Origin of the sequence: Tropicibacter naphthalenivorans, from assembly GCF_900176475.1 — a bacterium.
Taxonomy (GTDB): domain Bacteria; phylum Pseudomonadota; class Alphaproteobacteria; order Rhodobacterales; family Rhodobacteraceae; genus Tropicibacter; species Tropicibacter naphthalenivorans.
This window is the reverse complement of the sequence record NZ_FWXX01000001.1, coordinates 352,732-371,540: the sequence shown is the minus strand read 5'-3', so window position 1 is coordinate 371,540 and position 18,809 is coordinate 352,732. Positions and strand designations below refer to the sequence as shown.

Below are 18,809 nucleotides of genomic sequence, written 5' to 3'. Positions count from 1 at the left end.
TTAATCCTCTTCACCAGCGCCGCGGCGCACGCGGGTCGGGGCGGCGGGCGCGCCCCGGTCCAGGGTTTCGATCAGCGTCTCGACTTGGGCCAGAACGGCGGCGGCGTCGGCCAGATCGGTGTTCTTGCTCAGCCTGTCCCACAGGCTGCGGGCGCGGCCCTTTTGCGGACGGGGCAGGGGCACCACGGTGCCGCCGGGGCGCACGCGCTGCGGGGTGATCGCCTGCGCACCATGGGTCGGGGCGGGCTGCGGCGCGGCAGACAGGCTGCTGGCCAGCGCGTTTTCTGCGCCGGGCAGGTCGGTCATCGCACCGGCCAGCGTGATCAGATCGCGCCCGATGCGCGCCACGTCATGCGGGTTGATCAGCGAGGCAATCGACACGCGGTCAAAGAACGGCGCGGCGTCCCGGTTCACCCGGCGCAAGACCTTTTCCACCGACCGCTCATCCGGCAGCCGGTCGGCATGGGTGATCACCAAGGTCGCGTTGCGGCGCAGGGCGGCGGGCATGTCCTGCCAGATCGCCTTTTCGCTCTGCCGCCACGCCTGCGTCGCGTTGGTGCACCAGACCACCGCGTCGGCAAGGGGCAGCATCCGCTCCCAGCTTTCGGGCGGCATGTTGGGGTCCGACGTGCCCGGCGTGTCGATGATGTCGAAATGCTTGAGGCAGGCGGCGCTGTGCGAGACGACGCAGTAATGCGTGTCGTTCAGGTCCAGCCCCTCAAGGGTCTCGGCGCGGCGCGCGGTGCCTTGCAGATCGACCACCAGCCGCGCGTCTCCGCCGCCCACCAGCCAGACCGGCGGCAGGGCAGTTGCGGTGACATTCGACGGCAAGGCATGGGCGTCCCCCAGCAAGCCATTGATCAGCTTTGTCTTTCCGGCGCTGAACTCTCCGGCGATCAACAGCCGGGGACGGCGCAGCGGGGCGGCGGCGGGGCGCTGGGTCGGTCTGCTCATGCGCTCAGCCTCTGGGCGGCAGGGGTTTCGCGCGGCGCGTCCATACACTCATGGATCGCCCGGACATAGCCCGCCTGCTCGCGCGCAAACACCTCGATGATCTCGCGGGTCCGCGCCACGGCGGGGTCAAAGACGTCGGTCAAGAGATCGTCCACCAGCGGCGTCGTCTCGGCAAGGATCACCGCGCGATAGCGTTTCTCGGCGGCCCCGCGCGCGCCAAAGCGCCAGAACTTGCGCCACCACGGGCCTTGCAGATCAAGGCTCAGCGTGCGCGCCAGAACCGTCGGCGCCTTGTGCTGCGGTTGCTCGGGAAAGTCGATGCTGTGCGCGTCGCGGAACACGCCCAGATCACGTTCGACGATCTCTTGCATCCCGTCGAGCACGTTGTCAAAGGCTGCCTCGCCTTCGCGCCGCAGTTTCGCGCAAGACGACGAGAACGCGGTTTTCATCATCATCCGCAGGTTCGCGGGGTCGTGGGTCCAGCTGTTGAACTCGCCAAAGGCGGCGATATGCGCTTCGAGCGCCTCCAAAGCCGAGCCGACAAAGGTGTCCTGCGCGCGCAACAGCCGTGCGTGCAGATCGGCGCGCAGACGGTCGGTTTGCTCGTCAAAGGTCTCAAGGCTCTCATCGCGCACGGTGTCCAGCCGTTGGGTCAGCGCAGCGGCGGTGATGGCAGGGTTGGCACCCCCGCTACGCTGATGGGCGACGCTCTCGACCGTTTCGGTCATGTCGAGAAGGGCGTCGATCTCTTTTTTCGTATCGTTCAGAAAGGCTTGGCCGGGGCCATCTACGATCCGGCGGGCAATGGCACGGTGCAACTCGCTGACCCCAGAGGCGTCAAAGGCCTGCGCGCGTAAGCTGTCCAGATCGTCCGTCGCGCCGTGCAAAGCGGCCAGCGCGGCGCGGCTGGCGGGCATCATCCGGCTCACATCGCCAAGGGCGCAATTGGCCCAATAGCCGCTGCCGAACAGGATCTCGATGTCGTCCGACAGACCGAGGCGGCGCAGGGTGCCCTCCAAAGCGGTGCGGATTTTCACCGTCTCGCCTGCCGGGTCCGCCAACTCGTCGATGCGGTTCACAAAGATCAGGACTTCGCGCGCCTCGACGCTGCAAATGATCCTGAGCAAGGCCACGTCCATGGTCGACAGCGCCTGATGCGCCGACAGCACGACCACGCAGACGCGGCTTTCGGCGATGGCGTTCAGGGTGATCTGCTCGCGCATCATGAAGGTGTCGTTGACCCCCGGCGTATCGCGCAGGCACAGCCCCCGCGGCAAGCCCGGCAGATCGACGTACAGATCGGCGGATTTGGTCAGATCGGCGTAGACGCCTTCGGTCGCGCCGTCCTCTAGCTCGGACGGATCGCCGTAGCAAATGTACCGGTCGATCAGGGACTTATCCAGGTCGGGATAGCTATGAGACGCCCCGAGAAGGGCGGCGAATTCATCCCCCAAACGCGCCTGCGTGCTCTGGCGCATCTCGGTCACTTGGGCGCGCACCTCATCCGCTTCGGCCTCGAACCCGGCGCGCGCCGCCATCTCGCCCAGACGCCCGCCGGTGGCGACCAGACGGTCCCACTCGTGCGCGTCGAAAAAGCGAAACAGCGCGCGGGTGTCGATGGGCCGATGCCGGGAATTGAGGTGAATGCCGGTGATCACCGACGTCCAGGGGTTCACGTCCGACGGCAGCAGATCGGTCTGCCCGATCAGCGCGTTCAACAGCGTGCTCTTGCCCGCCTTGACCTGCCCGATCACGCTGACCGACGGCTCAAAGGCGTGGATCTGCTCCAGCGCCCGCTCGATGGGGTCCTGGGCAAAGGACAGGGCGCAATCGCCCAAGGCGTCGATGGCGGTTTCCAGCGCATCCAACTGGTCCCAAAAGGCGTTCAGCTCTTGGAAACCTTGGCGGTGGCGCTGGTGAATGGCAGAGGTGTCGGACATGGGAACAGCCTGAAATCAGGGGAAAATTGCTGGCTCGCGCGGGGGGCGAGACGGCGGCACAGCTGACCTCGCGCATGGGCTCGCGAGGTCAGACACACCGGGCATGGCTCAGACCTTGAGCTTGCCCTCGACGCCTTTGACCTTGATCCGGGCCAGACCGAGGTTGGCGTTTTCGCGGTCGAGCGCGACATAGACAAAGACGCTGGGGTTGGCGGCGAGCGGGCGGATCAGGTGCAGCTGGCTGCCCAGCGTGATCAGGATGTCTTCGATATGATCGTCCAGACCCAGCGCCTTGATGGCGGCGTTCTTGGCGCGCACCACTTCGGTATTGGCAGCGCCCGCTGCCTCTAGGTCGAACTTGCGGTTGCTGCTTTCGCTGGCGAGCATGAGGCCGGACTCACTGTCCACGAGACATGCGCCGATGAAGCCTTGGATCGTTTTGAGTTCCGAGATGTTGAGCGACATTAAACCGTATCCTTGTGTTAACGATGGCTTAATGATCGGGGGCGGATTTGTTGAAAATTGGTCTCAAATCTGGTTCGAAAGCGTCGGAACTAAGGCAGGCACACGCTAGACGGGTATCTTGGCGCGCCATCTTGAGGGCGTGCGCCGAAACCGGGGCGCCGTCGTGCCAGACAGCGTTTGGCGGTCCCACACGCCATACGAGAGTCTTCCCCCGCCGGAGCCTATCCCATAGGTGGCGTGAGTGCGCGGGCATCAAATCCGTGCGGCGATCAGTTTTATTAATTTAATTCAATAGTTTGGTTTGTGCCATTCGCGTCGTCGCCCAGCTGCCTGCGCCGCGCGCCGGCTGCGCCACGGATCCAGAGCGGTCCAGCTCTGCGCCGATGCCCCAAACGCGCTTCGCCGAAACCAATCCAAAAGAGGTGGGGGCAGAGCGTCGATTTTTGCAACGCCGCGGTTGCCTCTCGGATTTTCGGGTAATTAGCATCATAAAATACATCCATTGTTCATCTATTCGGATAAAGCCAGATTTTCGCCACATTTGGACGGGCGGTTGCCGGCTCTTGGCCCTGTGACGCGCGCGCAAATGTGGCAGCTTGCCTGCCCAAAAACCCGCCCCGCGCCGCCATCATCCAGAATCGATGCGCGACCTGCCGGCTGTTGCCGAGGCACGCTGCGCGACGCTATAAAGTGAGCGCTAACAGGAGTCCTGCGATGAAATCCCTCGTCCTCGAAGAACAACACGTCCTGTCCCTGCGGGACTTTCCCGAAATCAGCCGCGCCGAGGCAACCCTGGGCCCGCGCGATGTGCGGATCAAACTGCACACGGTGGGGATTTGCGGCTCTGACGTGCATTATTACACCCATGGGCGGATCGGGCCGTTTGTCATCACCCAGCCGATGATCCTTGGGCACGAAGGCGCGGGCACCGTGGTCGAGATCGGCGCAGAGGTGACAACCCTTGCCGTGGGCGACCGCGTCTGCATGGAGCCGGGCCTGCCCGATCCCAACAGTCGCGCCAGCCGTCTGGGTCTGTATAATGTCGACCCGGCGGTGCGGTTCTGGGCAACGCCGCCGGTGCATGGCATCCTGCGCCCCACCTGCGTGCACCCGGAAAACTTTACCTTCAAACTGCCCGACACGGTCAGCTTTGCCGAGGCCGCCATGGTCGAGCCGCTCGCCGTCGGGGTGCACGCGGCGACCAAGGCCCGGATCAAACCCGGCGACACCGCCGTGGTGCTGGGCGCGGGGCCGATTGGTCTGGTCACCGCGCTGTCGGCCTTGGCGGCGGGGTGCGCGCGGGTCTATGTGGCGGATTTGTCCGAGAAAAAGCTGGAAATCGCGACGTCTCTCAGCGCGGCGATTACGCCAATTAACGTCAGATCCGAAAGCCCCGCGTCAGTGGTCGCGCGCGACACGGACGGGTGGGGCGTCGACGTGGTGTTCGAAGCCACCGGCAGCGCCGCCGCCGCCGCGCGGGTGTTCGAACCGCTGTGTCCGGGAGGCTGTGTGGTGATGATCGGGGGGCAACCCGAGCCGATCCAATATGACGCGGGCGCGGCCATGATCCGCGAGGCGCGGGTCGAAAATATCTTTCGCTACGCCCATGTCTTTCCGCGCTGCGTGGGGATGCTGGCCTCTGGCGCGATCGACGTAAAGCCTTTGATCACACGGACGTTTGCCTTTGAGGACAGCGTGCACGCCTTTGTCGTCGCGGCCTCTGCCCCGGCGTCGGACGTCAAGATGCAGATTGAATTGCCGCAATAGGCGGAATTACGCGCATGCCTTTAATTCTGACCATTGGGTTAAGTGCGCAAGGGTCGCAGGGAATTACATTTGGAAATCAATTCCAAAGCGTATATCGGCAGATTTGTTTCCATAAAGGCTGAGGTCTGCAAAGCCCTTGGCCCCAGATGCGCCTTTGAACAGCGGAATATCCAGCTTGGCCCGGATATAGCCGCTGGACTGAAGCGTGTCCGATCTGGCGTCAATGAGCGCCGATTCATAGCTCATTTGTACAAAAGCGGTCAGGATGCCGCCACCTAGCGTCAGATCCACCCTGCGCCCCGCCACGCGCGTCTGCGCCACCTGCGCCATCGCCCCCAGATCAAGGCTAAAGTAGCGCAGCTTGGCGGTGCCCGGGTCCGTGTAAGGTGCGACGCCATCGGGGAAATTCAGCTTGGACACGCCAAAGGTGGCGGTCAGGTGCGGGCTGATCCGTGGTGCGGCGGACAGCGGCGCAGACCAGCCAACCCCCAAGGACGCCCCCGCCGACGGGCCGCGCACGGCCCAATCCTTGCCCACGCGCAAATGCTCGGGGACGGGGCCCAGCAAAAAGTCATCCAACAGGACAAACCGCGCCTGGCGGTCGAATTGCGTCGGGGCAGTCGCGACGCGGAAATATAAGCCACTTTCATCGGCTACCGCTAGGGTTGCGCAAAACGTTAACACCACCGAAAGAAATGCCGATTTGATTTGTTTCACAGTCATCTCAAAATTGTTGACTTATCGCGAGTACGCTGAGAAATAGAGCGCGTATCCAGTTTGGGGAAGGAAAAACGGCCGTGACGGTTATTCAAAGTTACACCACCGAAGGCATCTATGCGCTGAGCAACCTTGGTGCAGGGTATGACGACTTTACCCTGACGCATCAGACCGCGCTTGACGCGGCGTTGATCGCCTTTGACACCGAGACGTGGGTTTACAACACGGTGACCTCGTCGCTGTTCGAAATCGGCATCGGCGCGTATGACCTGATCATCGACGCCAACGGTCTGGGCCCCATCGGCTCCGAAGAGGAACTGATGAACGCGATCATGAACGGCGTTGCGACCGGCCAGATCTATGGCGTGTCGCTGATGCAGGGCACCACCACGCTGGCCGAGCTGAGCTTTGCCCCCGGCGCCTACACGCTGTCGTCGGGCAGCACCTCGTTCGAGCTGTCGGGCACGCTGCCGACCAACCTGAACGACATCTTTGGCATGGTGTTCACGCTGAGCGAACTGTCGATGTTCGACGAGCTGACCAGCGATGAGCAGGACGACCTGATCGCCTATATGTCCAACTGGGGCCTTTCGGGGCTTAAGTTCAGCGACGGCGGCACCGACATCTTGGACGTTTCGCTGGATGCGACCGGGCTGACCATCAACCTTGACGGGTTCGTGCTGGACTTTGCGGCGGACCTGTCCGGCAATGTCGAAGACTTCGGCGCGCTGCTGGGCTTCCTCGACGACATGTCCGGGGTGGACGCGCGCGCCAATGCCGACGCGCTGCTGGCCTCCATGACCAACTTTGACCTCACCGCGCCGGATGGCACGCAGGTGCTCGAAGTGACCTACTCCGACGATGCGGCGGGCAGCGACGGCTGGCTGGTTCTGGTCGACGGCGTGGCGTTCGACGATATCCTGATCGACGTCCCCCTCGGCGGCTCTTGGGGCGAACTGTGGGCCTGGGATGATGACGCAACCGCGATCTACGGTCTTGATGGCAACGATGAGCTGCACGGCGGTGATCTGGACGACCTCATTGATGGCGGCGATGACCACGACACGCTGTATGGCTGGAGCGGCGATGACACGCTCAAAGGTGGCGCGGGCAACGACTACATCGCGGGTCACGACTGGTGGGGCAACCCAAACTCCTACAGCGACACGGCTGTCTTTGACGTCAACTTTGCCGACGCAGAGATCACCGTGCTGGGCTTTGACCTGATCCAGGTCAGCAGCGCCGATGGCGTCGACACCCTCAGCGGGATCGACTTCCTCGACTTCCTCGATGGCACCGTTGATGCGATCAAGCCGGGTTACAACTATACCGGCGGCGACACGGACGATACCTTCTTCCTGTCCGAGCTGGACGACACCGCATCGGGCGGCCGCGGCGAGGACACCATCGACGGCGCAGATGGCGACGACGCGATCTGGGGCAACGGCGGCAACGACGTCATCTGGGGTGGCTTTGGCAACGATACCCTGCGCGGTGGCCGTGAAACCGACAGCATCGACGGCGGCGAAGGCGACGATTCCATCGCGGGTCAGCGCCACGCCGACACGCTGGACGGCGGCAATGGCAATGACACCGTCAAAGGTGGCGGCGGCATGGACGAGATGTATGGCGGCTTTGGCGACGACTTCCTCAAGGGCGGCACCAAGGACGACATCCTGTTCGGCGGCGAAGGCAACGATCTGCTGGCGGGCAACCGTCACGACGATCTTCTCGACGGTGGCCGGGGCAATGACACCCTGTTCGCGGGCGGCGATGACGACACGCTGATCGGCGGCGAAGGTGACGACTGGATGAAGGGCGGCACCGGCGAAGATACCTTTGTCTTTGGCGATATGGATGGCAACGACACGATCACCGACTTCGACGTGCTCGAAGACACGATCCTGCTCGACGCGTTCTCGATGACGGCGACGGATTTCGCAGCCACCGCCACGGTGACCGCGGACGGCGTGCTGCTGGCGACCTCCGACATGTCGATCCTGCTCGAAGGTCTGACCACCACCGACGGTCTGGACGCCGCGATCGAAGACTACGTCTGGGTTCTCTGACCCAAGCGCTTAGCTTTTGCAAAAGGCCCCCTTCGTGGGGGCCTTTTCGCGTTTTTGGGGGGCTTGGTCAGGGGGTTAGGCGCGTTCCAGCCCGCGGGCGATTTCCCAATCGGTCACCGCGCGCTCAAAGGTTTCCAGCTCCCATTCGGCGACGCGCGCGTAATGGGTCACCACCGCATCGCCAAAGGCGGCGCGCATCATATCGGACCCCAGCAGCGCCGCGCGCGCCTCTGTCAGCGTGGTGGGAATGCGCGCGTCCTCGCCTGCGTAACCGTCGCCCTCGAACGGCGCGTCCAGGGTCAGCTTTTCCTCGATCCCGCGCAGGCCCGCCGCCAGCAAGGCCGCCTGCGCCAGATAGGGGTTCATATCCGCGCCGGGCAGGCGGCATTCCACCCGCACCCCGCGCGTCCCCGCGCCGCACAGACGATAGGCCGAGGTCCGGTTGTCCACTGCCCAAACGATCCGCGTCGGCGCAAAGGTGCCGGGGGTAAAGCGTTTGTAACTGTTGATGTAGGGGGCCATGAACAGCGTCGTATCGCGCGCATATTTCAGCAGCCCCGCCATGTAGTGATCCATCAGCGCGGATTTACCAAGCGGTTGATCCGCCTCGAAAAACACGTTCTGCCCGCCGCGCATCAGCGATTGATGCACATGCGCGGAACTGCCAGAGCGGTCCGGGTGCCACTTGGCCAGAAAGCTGGCGGTCAGCCCCTGCTGGCGGGCGATTTCCTTGATCGCGTGTTTGGCCAGCGTGTGGTGATCGGCGCAGGCCAGCGCGCCTGCATGGGTGATGTTCAGCTCTTCCTGGCCGGCGTCCGCCTCGCCCTTGGAGCCTTCGACCGGCACGCCCATGCGGCGCAGGTGGTTGCGCACCGGGCGCATGACCGGTTCGTCCTGCGCGGTGCCCAGAATGGCGTAATCCGAGTTCGTAGAGGTGATCGGCTGAAGGGTTTCAAAGCCGCCACGGTGCTGGTCGGCGGTGCCTTGGAACAGGTAGAATTCCAGCTCGGTCGCCATGATCGGCGTCAGCCCCATGGCCTCGGCCCGCGCGATCTGTGCCTGCAACATCTGGCGCGGCGAATGGGCGACGGGGCGGCCATCGTCGTGCAGCACATCGCACAGCACCAGCACCGTCCCCTCGGCCCAGGGCACGGGCCGCAGGGTGCCAAGGTCGGGCTTCATCACGTAGTCGCCATAGCCGGTCTGCCAGTTGGTGGCGGCAAAGCCTTCGGAGGTGGCCATCACCAGATCGGTGGCCAGCAGGTAGCTGCAACAGTGGGTCTTGGACTGCGCCATCTCAAGGAAGGCCGCCGCGTGCATCCGCTTGCCCATCAGGCGGCCCTGCATGTCCACGAGGCACACCAGAACCGTGTCGATTGCGCCGGTTTCCACCTGCTGTTTGAGGTCCGCCAGGGAAAGGGTTTGGGTCATGGTCAGGCTCCGCGCTTGGGGGCGTTAAGACGTTGTTAAATTGTCAGACATTTAATTGTCAGACATTTGATCGCCGGTTGGGGCCAGCGGTGGCAGGGCCGGGATGTCGACGTTCAGGAACAGCTCGATCGCCTGCGCCTCGACCGTGTCGGCGGGGGGCGGAGCGGGCAGGGTGGCCAGCGTGGTGCGGTTGTCCGCCTCGTAGAAATCCACGTGCCACGGGGTGTCCGGGGTCTGCTGGACGCGCGCCGGATAGCTGCCCACCGACACCGCGCGCAGCACGCAGTAGTCGATCAGCTCAAGGAACATCAGCCGCTTGGCATAAGGGCCGGACAGCGCGTCAAAAGTGACTTTCATCACGATGCGCCCGTCGTCGAACCCGGCGATGATCTCTTCGCTGTAGGTCTGCGTGCCGGGGTCGATCTGCGCCCCCCAGGCAAAGGGCGGGCAGTCCTCGATATGGTCGTGATCGTGGCTGTCCTCTTGCGCGGCGGCAGGCAGGGCAAGCAGCATCAGGCAAAGCGGAATCAGCGGTCCAAAAGCGGTGGTCATGCGCCCACGCTAGGCCAAGCGGCACGCGGACGCCAGCGGGTGCGGTGCCCCGTCAGGACTTGGGCTTGCCAAGGGCGGCGCGCAACTCTTCGAGCTGGGCCTGCGCGCGGGTCGCGGCCTCTGCCAGACCATCGGCGAGGCTTTCGGTCAGGGCATCACCGCCGCGTTTGCGCAGCAGGCGCGCGCTGCTGGAGGACACGGACACCACGTTCGCCATGGCGTGCAGCGCTTCGGAGAACGTGCGCAGGGTTTCGGCTTCGACGTCCTTAGCCTGCGTGGCGGTGATGTTGTTGGAAATCGCAATGACAGAGACGACCTCGCCCATGGCCCATTCCAGCGGGAGGATGTCGACCTCCCACACGGTGTCTTGGCCTTTCAGGTCGAAATGCCCCACAAAAGAGGCGGGCTTGCCACCAAACGCCTGTTCCAGAGCGGTCTCGGCGGCCGCGCGCGCATCCCCTTGCCAAAAGGTGGTCCAGACCGCGCCGCAGATGTCATCCGCCTCGGTCTGAAGCAGCTGCAAGCCGCGGCGATTGACGGCGACGATCTCTCTGTCGCGGCCAATGACCTTGGCGCAGACGTTGGACCGCTGCGCCAGATAGCCCAGCATCGACGACACGGCCTGAGCATTCAGCTGCTCTTGGTGAAAGATCAGGTCCATGACTGTCCCCCGGCATTTTCGTTGCCGGGGAAATTACATTTGGCGCGTGCCTATGGCAACAAAATCGTTAACCCAGGGTTGCAGAAATCGCGTTTTGCAGCGCCGCATCGCTGAACGGTTTTTGGATGATCACGCAGGGCGGAAAGACGCGGACGATGTCTTCGGTTTCGCCATAGCCGGTGGCCAGCGCAAAGGGCACGCCCTGTTCGGCGAGCTTCTGCGCCACGGGCACCGATTGTTCGTCACCCAGATTGACGTCGAGCAGCGCAAAGCTGAACACGGTTTTGTCAATGGCCTCAAGGGCTTCGCCGACCGAAGAGCAAATCTTGACTGGGCTTGCACCCAGATCTTCGAGACAGGCCGCAGCATCAAGCGCGATGATCATCGTGTCTTCCAAAACCAGCGCAGGGCCGCTGAGGGACGCGGCATTGCCGGGCTGTGCCGGGCCGCTGTCGTCCTTGGGAAGGACGGCCGGGTCGGGCGCTTTGGCTTCGGTGATGTACTTGGCCGGGATGCGGAACGTCGCCTCCAGCCCGGTGATCTTGTAGTTCACATCGGCGTCGCCGCGCAGCTCATAGGGGACAGACTTCTCGATGATCACGGTGCCAAAGCCGCGCCGCGTCGGCGGCTGCACCGGCGGGCCGTTGCGTTCGATCCACGTCAGCAGCAGCGCGTCGTTGGCGTCGCGTTCCAGGAACACGTCCACATGCCCGGTGGAATCGCACAACGCGCCATATTTGATCGAGTTGGTCGCCATCTCGTGCAGCACCAGCGCCATGGTGGTGTAGGCCTGGGGCGTGATCATCACGTCATTGCCGTTGATCCGCACCCGCGACGATTTCGTCACGGCGTAGGCTTCGAATTCGCATTCGATCAGGGTCCGCAGCGAGGACGGCTCCCATTTTTCGGCCGTCAGCTGGTCGTGCGCACGGGCCAGCGCGTGGATGCGCCCATCAAGGTTTTCGGTGAACTCGCGCAGGCTGCCCGCAGAGCTCTTGGACTGAGAGATCAGCCCGCGCATCAGGTTGAGGATGTTGCGCACCCGGTGGTTCAGCTCTGAGATCAGCAGTTGCTGCTGTTCCTGCGCGCGCTTGCGCTCTTGGTTGGTGGCGTCGGTGACCTTGAGGAAGACCTCTAGCAGCACGGTGCGCATCAGTTCGGCAGCGTGCATGGTATAGGGTGACCAGGCGGCGCATTGGCCCTCGACCGTGTGGGACCACGCGTCAAAGCTTTTACGCGGGGTCAGGCGGGTGCCGTTGGGGCCAACGGCCACCGGTTTTTCCGGGTTGCCCGCCCAGTTTACGGTCTCGATGACCTGCCTGCGGCACAGCAGCAGGTAGTCGCGCGGGCGGCGCGCCACGGGGATCGCCAGCACCCCGGCGCAGCGGTCGACAAAGGCGGCAGCCGGCGGGTGATCGGCGGTCAGGCACTGGGTGGCATAGATGCCGGAATCGATGGACCGGTTGAGCATATTGGCAATGCCCATGAACTCTTCTTGGGTGGGGGACGACCCGGTGCTGAAGAATTCTTCGTCGGAATACAGGATCATACCGTCATGCGGGATCACCGCGTGGATCTGTTCGGACACCGACAAGAGGCTGCTGGCGATGTCGCGGCCATCGGCCATATACGCCATCAGCTGGGTTTGCAGGCGGTTCATGTCGCGGCTGGCCTTGTCGCGTTCGGCGTCTTCGAACCGGCTGAGTTCATAGGAAAACAGGTGGGCGAACATCTCGATCGCGGTGCGGCGTTCGTAGTCGATGTAGCGCGGCGTATGGTTGTGGCAGGCAAACAGGCCCCACAACTCGCCGTCCTTCATGATCGACACGGACATCGAGGCCTTGACCCCCATGTTGCGCAGATACTCAATGTGGATGGGCGACACGGCGCGGGTCACGGCCAGCGACAGGTCCAGCGGCTGGCGGTCCAGCGTGGTGGCGGGCAGGATCGCCGCGCCTCCGTCGTCGACGTCGGAAATCAGCCGCAAGAGCGAGCGTTTGTACAGCGCGCGCGCCTGCACGGGAATGTCCGAGGCGGGGAACATCATGCCCATGTAGTGGGGCGTGCGGTCGAGGCGGTCTTCGGCGATGACCTTGCCCGAGGCGTCGGGCTGGAACTGGTAGACCATGACGCTGTCAAAGCCCGAAAGCGCCCGCAGCCCCCGCGCCGCATCGCGCGCCAGACGGGTCAGGTCGCCCTTGCCCGAGATCCGCTTGATGTGGGGGTAGACCTCGGTCATCACGTCGGTGCTGGCGCGCGCGGCCTTGGGTTCGAACTCGATCAGGATGTGGCGCCCGCTGCGGTGCAGGGACACGTCAAAGGTCCGCTCACCGGCGTTGAGCGCCACGTTGAACAGCCGTAGCGCGCCATCCTCGACGTCGAGCGTCGGCAGGTTCTCGCGGATGCGGTCAAAGCTGTCGCTGTAGATCAGCTCGCTGAGGGGGCGGCCCACCGCCTCGGCGTGGTCGGTGCCCAGGATCGCCCCAAGGTTCTCGCTGGCGTGTTGGACGATCCAATCGCTGGAAACCGCGACCAGCGCGCCATAGGACTGGACCCGGCCCAGCTGGTGGATCGGTTCGCGGTCGCAGTTGGTCAGGTCAACCTTGGGCGTATCGCTGGGTGTGTGTGTATTCATATATCGGTTCCCAAAACGCGAGCGTGCGATTAATCCTGCGGAGGAGCGGCCGTGGCGGCCAGCTCGAAAATCTTGAACGCCGCGGTGGCGTCTGTGGTGAGGGTCGCGGCCTCGGCGCTGGTCGGGTCGATGGCGTCCAGCCGCTCGACCACAGTTTTCCACGCATCGCCCACGCCGTCCAGCTTTGTGAAAAAGGCGGGCAGGGCGGTCATCCCGAGGCTTTCCATGTGGCGCTGCATCATGGTTGCCCCCAGCCGCGCGCCCAGCAGGACATAGGCCGCCGCCAGCGCCGAGCCTTGGTAGGGGGCGACCGGGGTCGGGGTCAGGCCACGGCGGGCGCAATCGGCTTCGAGCGCGTTGAGCACGGCCAGCATGGCCTGGCCCAGATCATCGCCCGCCAGCGCGCGCATCGGCTCGACAAAGGCCCAGGTGGCGGCCAGCTGGGTGCTCAGGAACCAGTCCATATGGGTTTCGGGGTCGTGCATGAAGCGGTCGAAGAGAAATTCGGCGGCGTCGTGATGCGGGATCATCGCGGCGCGCAGCACATGGCGGAACCGCTCTGCTGCCGGAGTGCGGATCGCCTGCGACACCGTTGCGTCGTTGGCAGCGGGAAACAGGTGGGTGTGGGTCGGAGCGGCGCTATCAAGGCGCGGCGCAAGGGCCATGGGCAACGGTTGTATTTCCTTCTACAGCATCGTCCCAACTCGCCCGAAACCATAAGGTTCCGGCTGATTAAGAAAAAGTTGCGAAAATATTAAAATTTCCTCAGGAAGGCATCGCAAAGGCGGGTTTGTGCGAATGCCTAAAGTTTCATCACTCTATTAGTTTTTGGGCAGCTGCGCAGGACCGTTATCTTTACTTTAGCCCGGCGCGGTGCTGTAGCAAGCCTATGTCTGACACTCTTTCCATCATTGTCGTCGAAGCCGACCGGGACCGGGCGCTTCAGATCGTGGAGTCTCTGCGCGAGGCGGGGGACTTTGATATCTCTGTGATTTCCGAGCCGACGACGCTGGCGCGGCAGATCCAGGCCATTCAGCCTGACGTGGTCCTGATCGACATGGCCAACCCGTCGCGCGACATGCTGGAGGAAATGGCGCTGGCGTCTGGTCCGCATGAGCGCGCGGTGGCGATGTTCGTGGACCGCTCTGCCGACGGGATGTCCGCGGCGGCGATCGAGGCGGGGGTCAGCGCCTACGTGGTGGACGGGATGCGGCCCGACCGGCTCAAGCCCATTCTGGACGCGGCCATCGCGCGGTTTCGCATGTTCCAGCGGATGCGCACCGAACTGGCCGAGACCAAGCGCGCGCTGGAAGAGCGCAAGGTGATTGACCGCGCCAAGGGCATGATCATGAAGGCGCGCGGCGTCGACGAGGATCAGGCCTATGCGATCCTGCGCAAGGCGGCGATGGATCAGGGCAAACGCCTGCATGACGTGGCCAATGCCTTGGTCACCGCGGCGGGGCTGCTGTCATGAAGGCGGCGCTGAAGGTCGGGTTCATCCCGCTGGTCGATGCGGCGCCCTTGATCGTGGCGCAGGAAATGGGCTTTGCCGCCGAAGAAGGCATCACGCTGGACCTGCGCCGCGCGCCGTCGTGGTCGGCGTTGCGCGATATGCTCAGCTTTGGCCATGTGGACGCGGCGCATATGCTGGCCCCGGTGCCGGTGGCCACGGCCATGGGTCTGGGCGGGGGCAGCGCGCCCATGGCGGCGATTTCGGTGCTGTCGATGAATGGCAACGTGATCGGGGTCAGCCGCGATTTGGCGGACCGGCTGCGCGGCGTGGGGCATCGTTTCGGCTTTGACGATGCGCGCGAGGCGGGCCAGGCCTTGATCGCCGCTGCGCCGGGGCGCTTGCGGATCGGGGTGCCGTTCCCGTTCTCGATGCACGCCGAGCTGGTCTATTACTGGCTGTCGTCGCTGGGCCTGCCCGCGCCGCAAAGCGTGGACATTCGCACCGTGCCGCCCCCCTTGATGTCCGATGCGCTCAAGGCGGGAGAGATCGACGCCTTTTGCGTGGGCGAGCCGTGGGGGTCGCGCTCTGTCGAGGAGGGCTTGGGCGAGCTGCTGCTGCCGACCCGCGCGATCTGGGCCTTTGCGCCGGAAAAGGTGCTGGCGGTGCGCGACGACTGGGCGCGGGCGGAACCGGCCTTGCGCGATCGGCTGATCCGGGCGGTCTGGCGGGCAGGGCGCTGGCTGGGCGATCCGGCGAGCCGCAGCCTGACCGGCGAGCTGCTGTCGCGGCCCGAGTTTCTGGACATCCCCGCCGAGACGCTGGACCGCGCGCTCAGCGGCGATCTGGTGATTTCGCCCAGCGGCGAGATGCGGCAGGTGCCGGGGTTCGTCGAATTCTTCAAGGGCGCGGCGACCTTTCCGTGGCGCTCGCAGGCGGAATGGATCGGCCAGCAACTGGCGGGGCGCACCGGGCTGGACCGGGGCACCGCGATCCGCGCCGCGCGCGAGGTGTTCCGCAGCGACCTGCACCGCGAAGCCCTGCGCGCCACCACCGCCGATCTGCCTGGCGCCTCGTCCAAGATCGAGGGCGCGCTGCCTGTGCCAACGGCGGTGTCCTCCAAGGTGGGCAAGTTGATTCTAGAGCCGGATTCGTTCTTTGACGGGCGGGTTTTTGAGCCGAGCGAATTTTGACGCCTAAAAATTATGCAACACCGCAGCATCGGTTTCTGCAATGCGGCGAAATTGGCAAAAATTGCGGGAAATGCTTTGCCGGGCCCCCACGGGATTTGCGATAAAGGCTGCATCGGAGGGCAACGAAGCCTTCCGATACGAAATTCTTCCCTATGACAGGGAATTCCAGAGCAAAGCCGCTCGATCTGATTGTGCCTTATCCTCCTCCCTTAGGCGCGGTCTGATTGAGCGGCTTTTTTTGTTTTTCAGCCCGGACAACAGGGCACCACCCAAGAGGGACGTAAACGATGAAGAAACTTCTCCTGAGCCTCGCGGCAACCACAGCACTTGTCAGCCCGGCCCTGGCGGAACTGGAGCTGGAAAAGGACGAGCTGACGTTCGGGTTTATCAAGCTGACCGACATGGCGCCGCTAGCGGTGGCCTATGAGCAGGGCTTTTTCCTCGACGAAGGCTTGTTCGTGACGCTCGAAGCGCAGGCCAACTGGAAGGTTCTGCTGGACGGTGTGATTGGCGGTCAGCTGGACGGCGCGCATATGCTGGCCGGTCAGCCGCTGGCGGCGACCATCGGCTTCGGCACCGAGGCGCATATCATCACGCCCTTCTCGATGGACCTGAACGGCAACGCCATCACCGTGTCCAACGAGATCTGGGAAGCGATGCTGCCTCACGTTGAAAAGATGGAAGACGGCCGCCCCCAGCACCCGATCAGCGCCTCGGCTCTGAAACCGGTGGTCGATCAGTACAAGGCCGAGGGCAAGCCCTTTAACATGGGGATGGTGTTCCCGGTGTCGACCCACAACTACGAGCTGCGCTACTGGCTGGCCGCGGGTGGCATGAACCCCGGTTACTATTCGCCCGAGAACATTTCCGGCCAGATCAGCGCCGACGTTCTGCTGTCCGTGACCCCGCCGCCGCAGATGCCCGCCACGCTCGAGGCTGGCACCATCTACGGCTACTGCGTGGGTGAGCCGTGGAACCAGGCGGCCGTGTTCAAGGGCATCGGGGTGCCGGTCGTGACCGACTACGAGCTGTGGAAGAACAACCCCGAAAAGGTCTTTGGCATCACCGCAGAGTTCGCCGAAGAGTACCCGAACACCACCAAGGCCGTGGTCAAGGCTCTGATCCGCGCCGCCATGTGGCTGGACGAGAACGACAACGAGAACCGCATGGAAGCGGTCGAGATCCTCAGCCGCCCCGAGTATGTGGGCGCCGACGCCGAGGTGATCGCCAACTCGATGACCGGCACGTTTGAATACGAAAAGGGCGACAAGCGCGAAGTGCCTGATTTCAACGTGTTCTTCCGCTACAACGCGACCTACCCCTACTACTCGGACGCGGTCTGGTACCTGACCCAGATGCGCCGCTGGGGGCAGATCGCCGAAGCCAAGTCGGACGCGTGGTACGATGAGACCGCCAAGTCGGTCTACCGCCCCGACATCTACCTTGAGGCGGCCCGCCTGCTGGTGGACGAAGGTCTGGCGAATGAGGCGGATTTCCCTTGGGATACCGACGGTTACAAAGCGCCGACCCCCGCCGAGGACATCATCGACGGCATCGCCTATGACGGCAAAGCGCCCAACGCCTACCTCGAAAGCCTGCCGATTGGCCTGAAGGGTGAGCAGACGGTCGTTGGGACCGAAGTGAAGGGATAATTCCCTAATGGGAATTCAAGGCGAGGCCCAGTTTCACCCCTTTGAGGGCTTCGCCAACAGACACCCGGATGCGCCTCAGCGGCGGGCGCATCCCCCACCGCAAGGCGGGTTTCCAAGCCTCCATCCCCAAGACCTTCAGTCCCAAGGGCGGCGGGTTGCAAACCCACCCATTCACGGCCCCAAGCGGCCACTGACACCAGATCTCTTGACGAGGACACAGCTATGACCACCGTCGATCCGAACTTCTCTGCACAGGCCGACCGCGAAGCGCGGCGCGCGCGCCTGTTCACCCGCATCAACGCCGCTGACAAGTGGTTCCAGGTGCTGGGGCTGGCGTGGCTGACGCCGATCGCCAAGGCCGCCGCGGGCGATAACCCGCGCGCGCAGGGCAAGGAAATCTGGCGTCTGCTCGGCGTGCCGGTTCTAGCCATCGTCGGCTTTTTGCTGCTGTGGGGCGTGCTGGCGCCCAAGGTGCAGACATCGCTCGGCGCGGTGCCCGGCCCGGCGCAGGTCTGGGAAGAGGTCGTCAACCTGCACGAGGACGCGCAGGCCAAGGCCGCCAAGCAGGAAAAATTCGAGGCGATGGTCGCCAAGCGCAACGAAAAGCTGATCGCCGCCGGCAAGGCCGATCAGGTCAAAGAGGTCGCCTACACCGGCGCGCCCAGCTACTACCAGCAGATCTGGACCTCAATCAAAACGGTGTTCTTTGGCTTTATGCTGGCGACCGTTGTCGCGGTGCCGCTGGGCATCATGGCGGGCCTGTCGCCCTATGCCAACGCCGCCATCAACCCGCTGGTGCAGATCTTTAAACCCGTCTCGCCGCTGGCGTGGCTGCCCATCGTGACCATGATCGTCTCGGCGGTCTATGCGTCCAACGACGGCATGTTCTCCAAGTCCTTCCTGATCTCGGCGATCACCGTGACGCTGTGTTCGCTGTGGCCGACGCTGATCAACACCTCGCTGGGGGTTGCAAGCATCGACAAGGACCTGGTGAACGTGTCCAAGGTCCTCAAGATGAACACCTATACCAAGATCACCAAGCTGGTGTTGCCCTCGGCGCTGCCGCTGATCTTCACCGGCCTGCGTCTGTCGCTTGGTGTGGGCTGGATGGTGCTGATCGCCGCCGAGATGCTGGCGCAGAACCCCGGTCTGGGCAAGTTCGTGTGGGATGAATTCCAGAACGGCTCCTCGTCCTCGCTCGCCAAGATCATGGTTGCGGTCTTTACCATCGGGATCATCGGCTTCCTGCTCGACCGTGTGATGTACGCCCTGCAATCGCTGTTCACCTTCTCGAACAACCGCTGATCCGCGCCGAAAGGAACA

The 18,809-nt window shown here is 63.9% G+C and carries 15 protein-coding genes; 6 read left to right on the top strand and 9 right to left on the bottom strand.

Annotated features, from left to right (window positions below; translation table 11 throughout):
• The 3 genes from B9A11_RS01820 to B9A11_RS01810 form a co-directional block, all read right to left on the bottom strand.
• A complete protein-coding gene (locus B9A11_RS01820) occupies positions 1-954 on the bottom strand; it encodes a P-loop NTPase family protein (protein WP_058246055.1) in 954 nt (317 codons plus the stop codon).
• Positions 951-2,894, bottom strand: a complete 1,944-nt coding sequence (locus B9A11_RS01815; RefSeq protein WP_058246056.1) for a dynamin family protein — start codon at positions 2,892-2,894, stop codon at positions 951-953. Before B9A11_RS01815 ends, B9A11_RS01820 begins: the two co-directional genes overlap by 4 nt.
• Before the next feature lie 108 nt (positions 2,895-3,002).
• Positions 3,003-3,359 (bottom strand): hypothetical protein, encoded by a 357-nt coding sequence (locus tag B9A11_RS01810; RefSeq protein WP_058246057.1) that lies wholly within the window; start codon positions 3,357-3,359, stop codon positions 3,003-3,005.
• 714 nt (positions 3,360-4,073) lie between these two features.
• On the opposite strand from B9A11_RS01810, the gene B9A11_RS01805 reads away from it, so the two are divergent.
• Complete coding sequence (locus B9A11_RS01805) at positions 4,074-5,126, top strand: NAD(P)-dependent alcohol dehydrogenase (RefSeq protein ID WP_058246058.1); 1,053 nt, start codon at positions 4,074-4,076, stop codon at positions 5,124-5,126.
• Between the two features lie 63 nt (positions 5,127-5,189).
• On the opposite strand, the gene B9A11_RS01800 is transcribed toward B9A11_RS01805, so the two are convergent.
• On the bottom strand, positions 5,190-5,693 hold the full coding sequence (locus tag B9A11_RS01800) for a hypothetical protein (protein ID WP_143595773.1): 504 nt from the start codon (positions 5,691-5,693) through the stop codon (positions 5,190-5,192).
• Between the two features lie 230 nt (positions 5,694-5,923).
• On the opposite strand from B9A11_RS01800, the gene B9A11_RS01795 reads away from it, so the two are divergent.
• Entirely contained in the window at positions 5,924-7,912 is a 1,989-nt protein-coding gene (locus B9A11_RS01795) for a calcium-binding protein (RefSeq protein WP_058246060.1), read from the top strand.
• A 75-nt stretch (positions 7,913-7,987) separates the two neighbouring features.
• Here the strand turns inward: B9A11_RS01795 and B9A11_RS01790 are convergent, their stop codons facing one another.
• From B9A11_RS01790 to B9A11_RS01770, 5 genes are all read right to left on the bottom strand, one after another.
• Positions 7,988-9,343 carry a glutamine synthetase family protein gene (locus B9A11_RS01790; RefSeq protein ID WP_058246061.1) on the bottom strand — a complete coding sequence of 452 codons (1,356 nt, stop codon included), beginning with the start codon at positions 9,341-9,343 and terminating at the stop codon, positions 7,988-7,990.
• A 51-nt stretch (positions 9,344-9,394) separates the two neighbouring features.
• Positions 9,395-9,895 carry a hypothetical protein gene (locus B9A11_RS01785; protein ID WP_058246062.1) on the bottom strand — a complete coding sequence of 167 codons (501 nt, stop codon included), beginning with the start codon at positions 9,893-9,895 and terminating at the stop codon, positions 9,395-9,397.
• A gap of 52 nt (positions 9,896-9,947) precedes the next feature.
• Complete coding sequence (locus B9A11_RS01780) at positions 9,948-10,556, bottom strand: PAS domain-containing protein (protein ID WP_058246063.1); 609 nt, start codon at positions 10,554-10,556, stop codon at positions 9,948-9,950.
• Positions 10,557-10,623: 67 nt separating this feature from the next.
• Positions 10,624-13,191, bottom strand: a complete 2,568-nt coding sequence (locus B9A11_RS01775) for an HWE histidine kinase domain-containing protein (RefSeq protein WP_058246064.1) — start codon at positions 13,189-13,191, stop codon at positions 10,624-10,626.
• Between the two features lie 29 nt (positions 13,192-13,220).
• Positions 13,221-13,856: a heme oxygenase-like domain-containing protein gene (locus tag B9A11_RS01770; protein WP_058246065.1), complete on the bottom strand. Its 636-nt coding sequence runs from the start codon at positions 13,854-13,856 to the stop codon at positions 13,221-13,223.
• Positions 13,857-14,080: 224 nt separating this feature from the next.
• On the opposite strand from B9A11_RS01770, the gene B9A11_RS01765 reads away from it, so the two are divergent.
• The 4 genes from B9A11_RS01765 to B9A11_RS01750 all read left to right on the top strand — a co-directional run bounded on the left by B9A11_RS01765 (position 14,081) and on the right by B9A11_RS01750 (position 18,791).
• Positions 14,081-14,665, top strand: coding sequence for an ANTAR domain-containing response regulator (locus B9A11_RS01765; protein ID WP_058246066.1), 585 nt, complete (start codon positions 14,081-14,083; stop codon positions 14,663-14,665).
• Entirely contained in the window at positions 14,662-15,834 is a 1,173-nt protein-coding gene (locus B9A11_RS01760; RefSeq protein ID WP_058246067.1) for an ABC transporter substrate-binding protein, read from the top strand. Before B9A11_RS01765 ends, B9A11_RS01760 begins: the two co-directional genes overlap by 4 nt.
• Positions 15,835-16,121: 287 nt before the next feature.
• Entirely contained in the window at positions 16,122-17,486 is a 1,365-nt protein-coding gene (locus B9A11_RS01755; RefSeq protein WP_058246068.1) for a CmpA/NrtA family ABC transporter substrate-binding protein, read from the top strand.
• 222 nt (positions 17,487-17,708) lie between these two features.
• Positions 17,709-18,791 carry an ABC transporter permease gene (locus B9A11_RS01750; RefSeq protein ID WP_058246069.1) on the top strand — a complete coding sequence of 361 codons (1,083 nt, stop codon included), beginning with the start codon at positions 17,709-17,711 and terminating at the stop codon, positions 18,789-18,791.
• Positions 18,792-18,809: the final 18 nt, after the last annotated feature.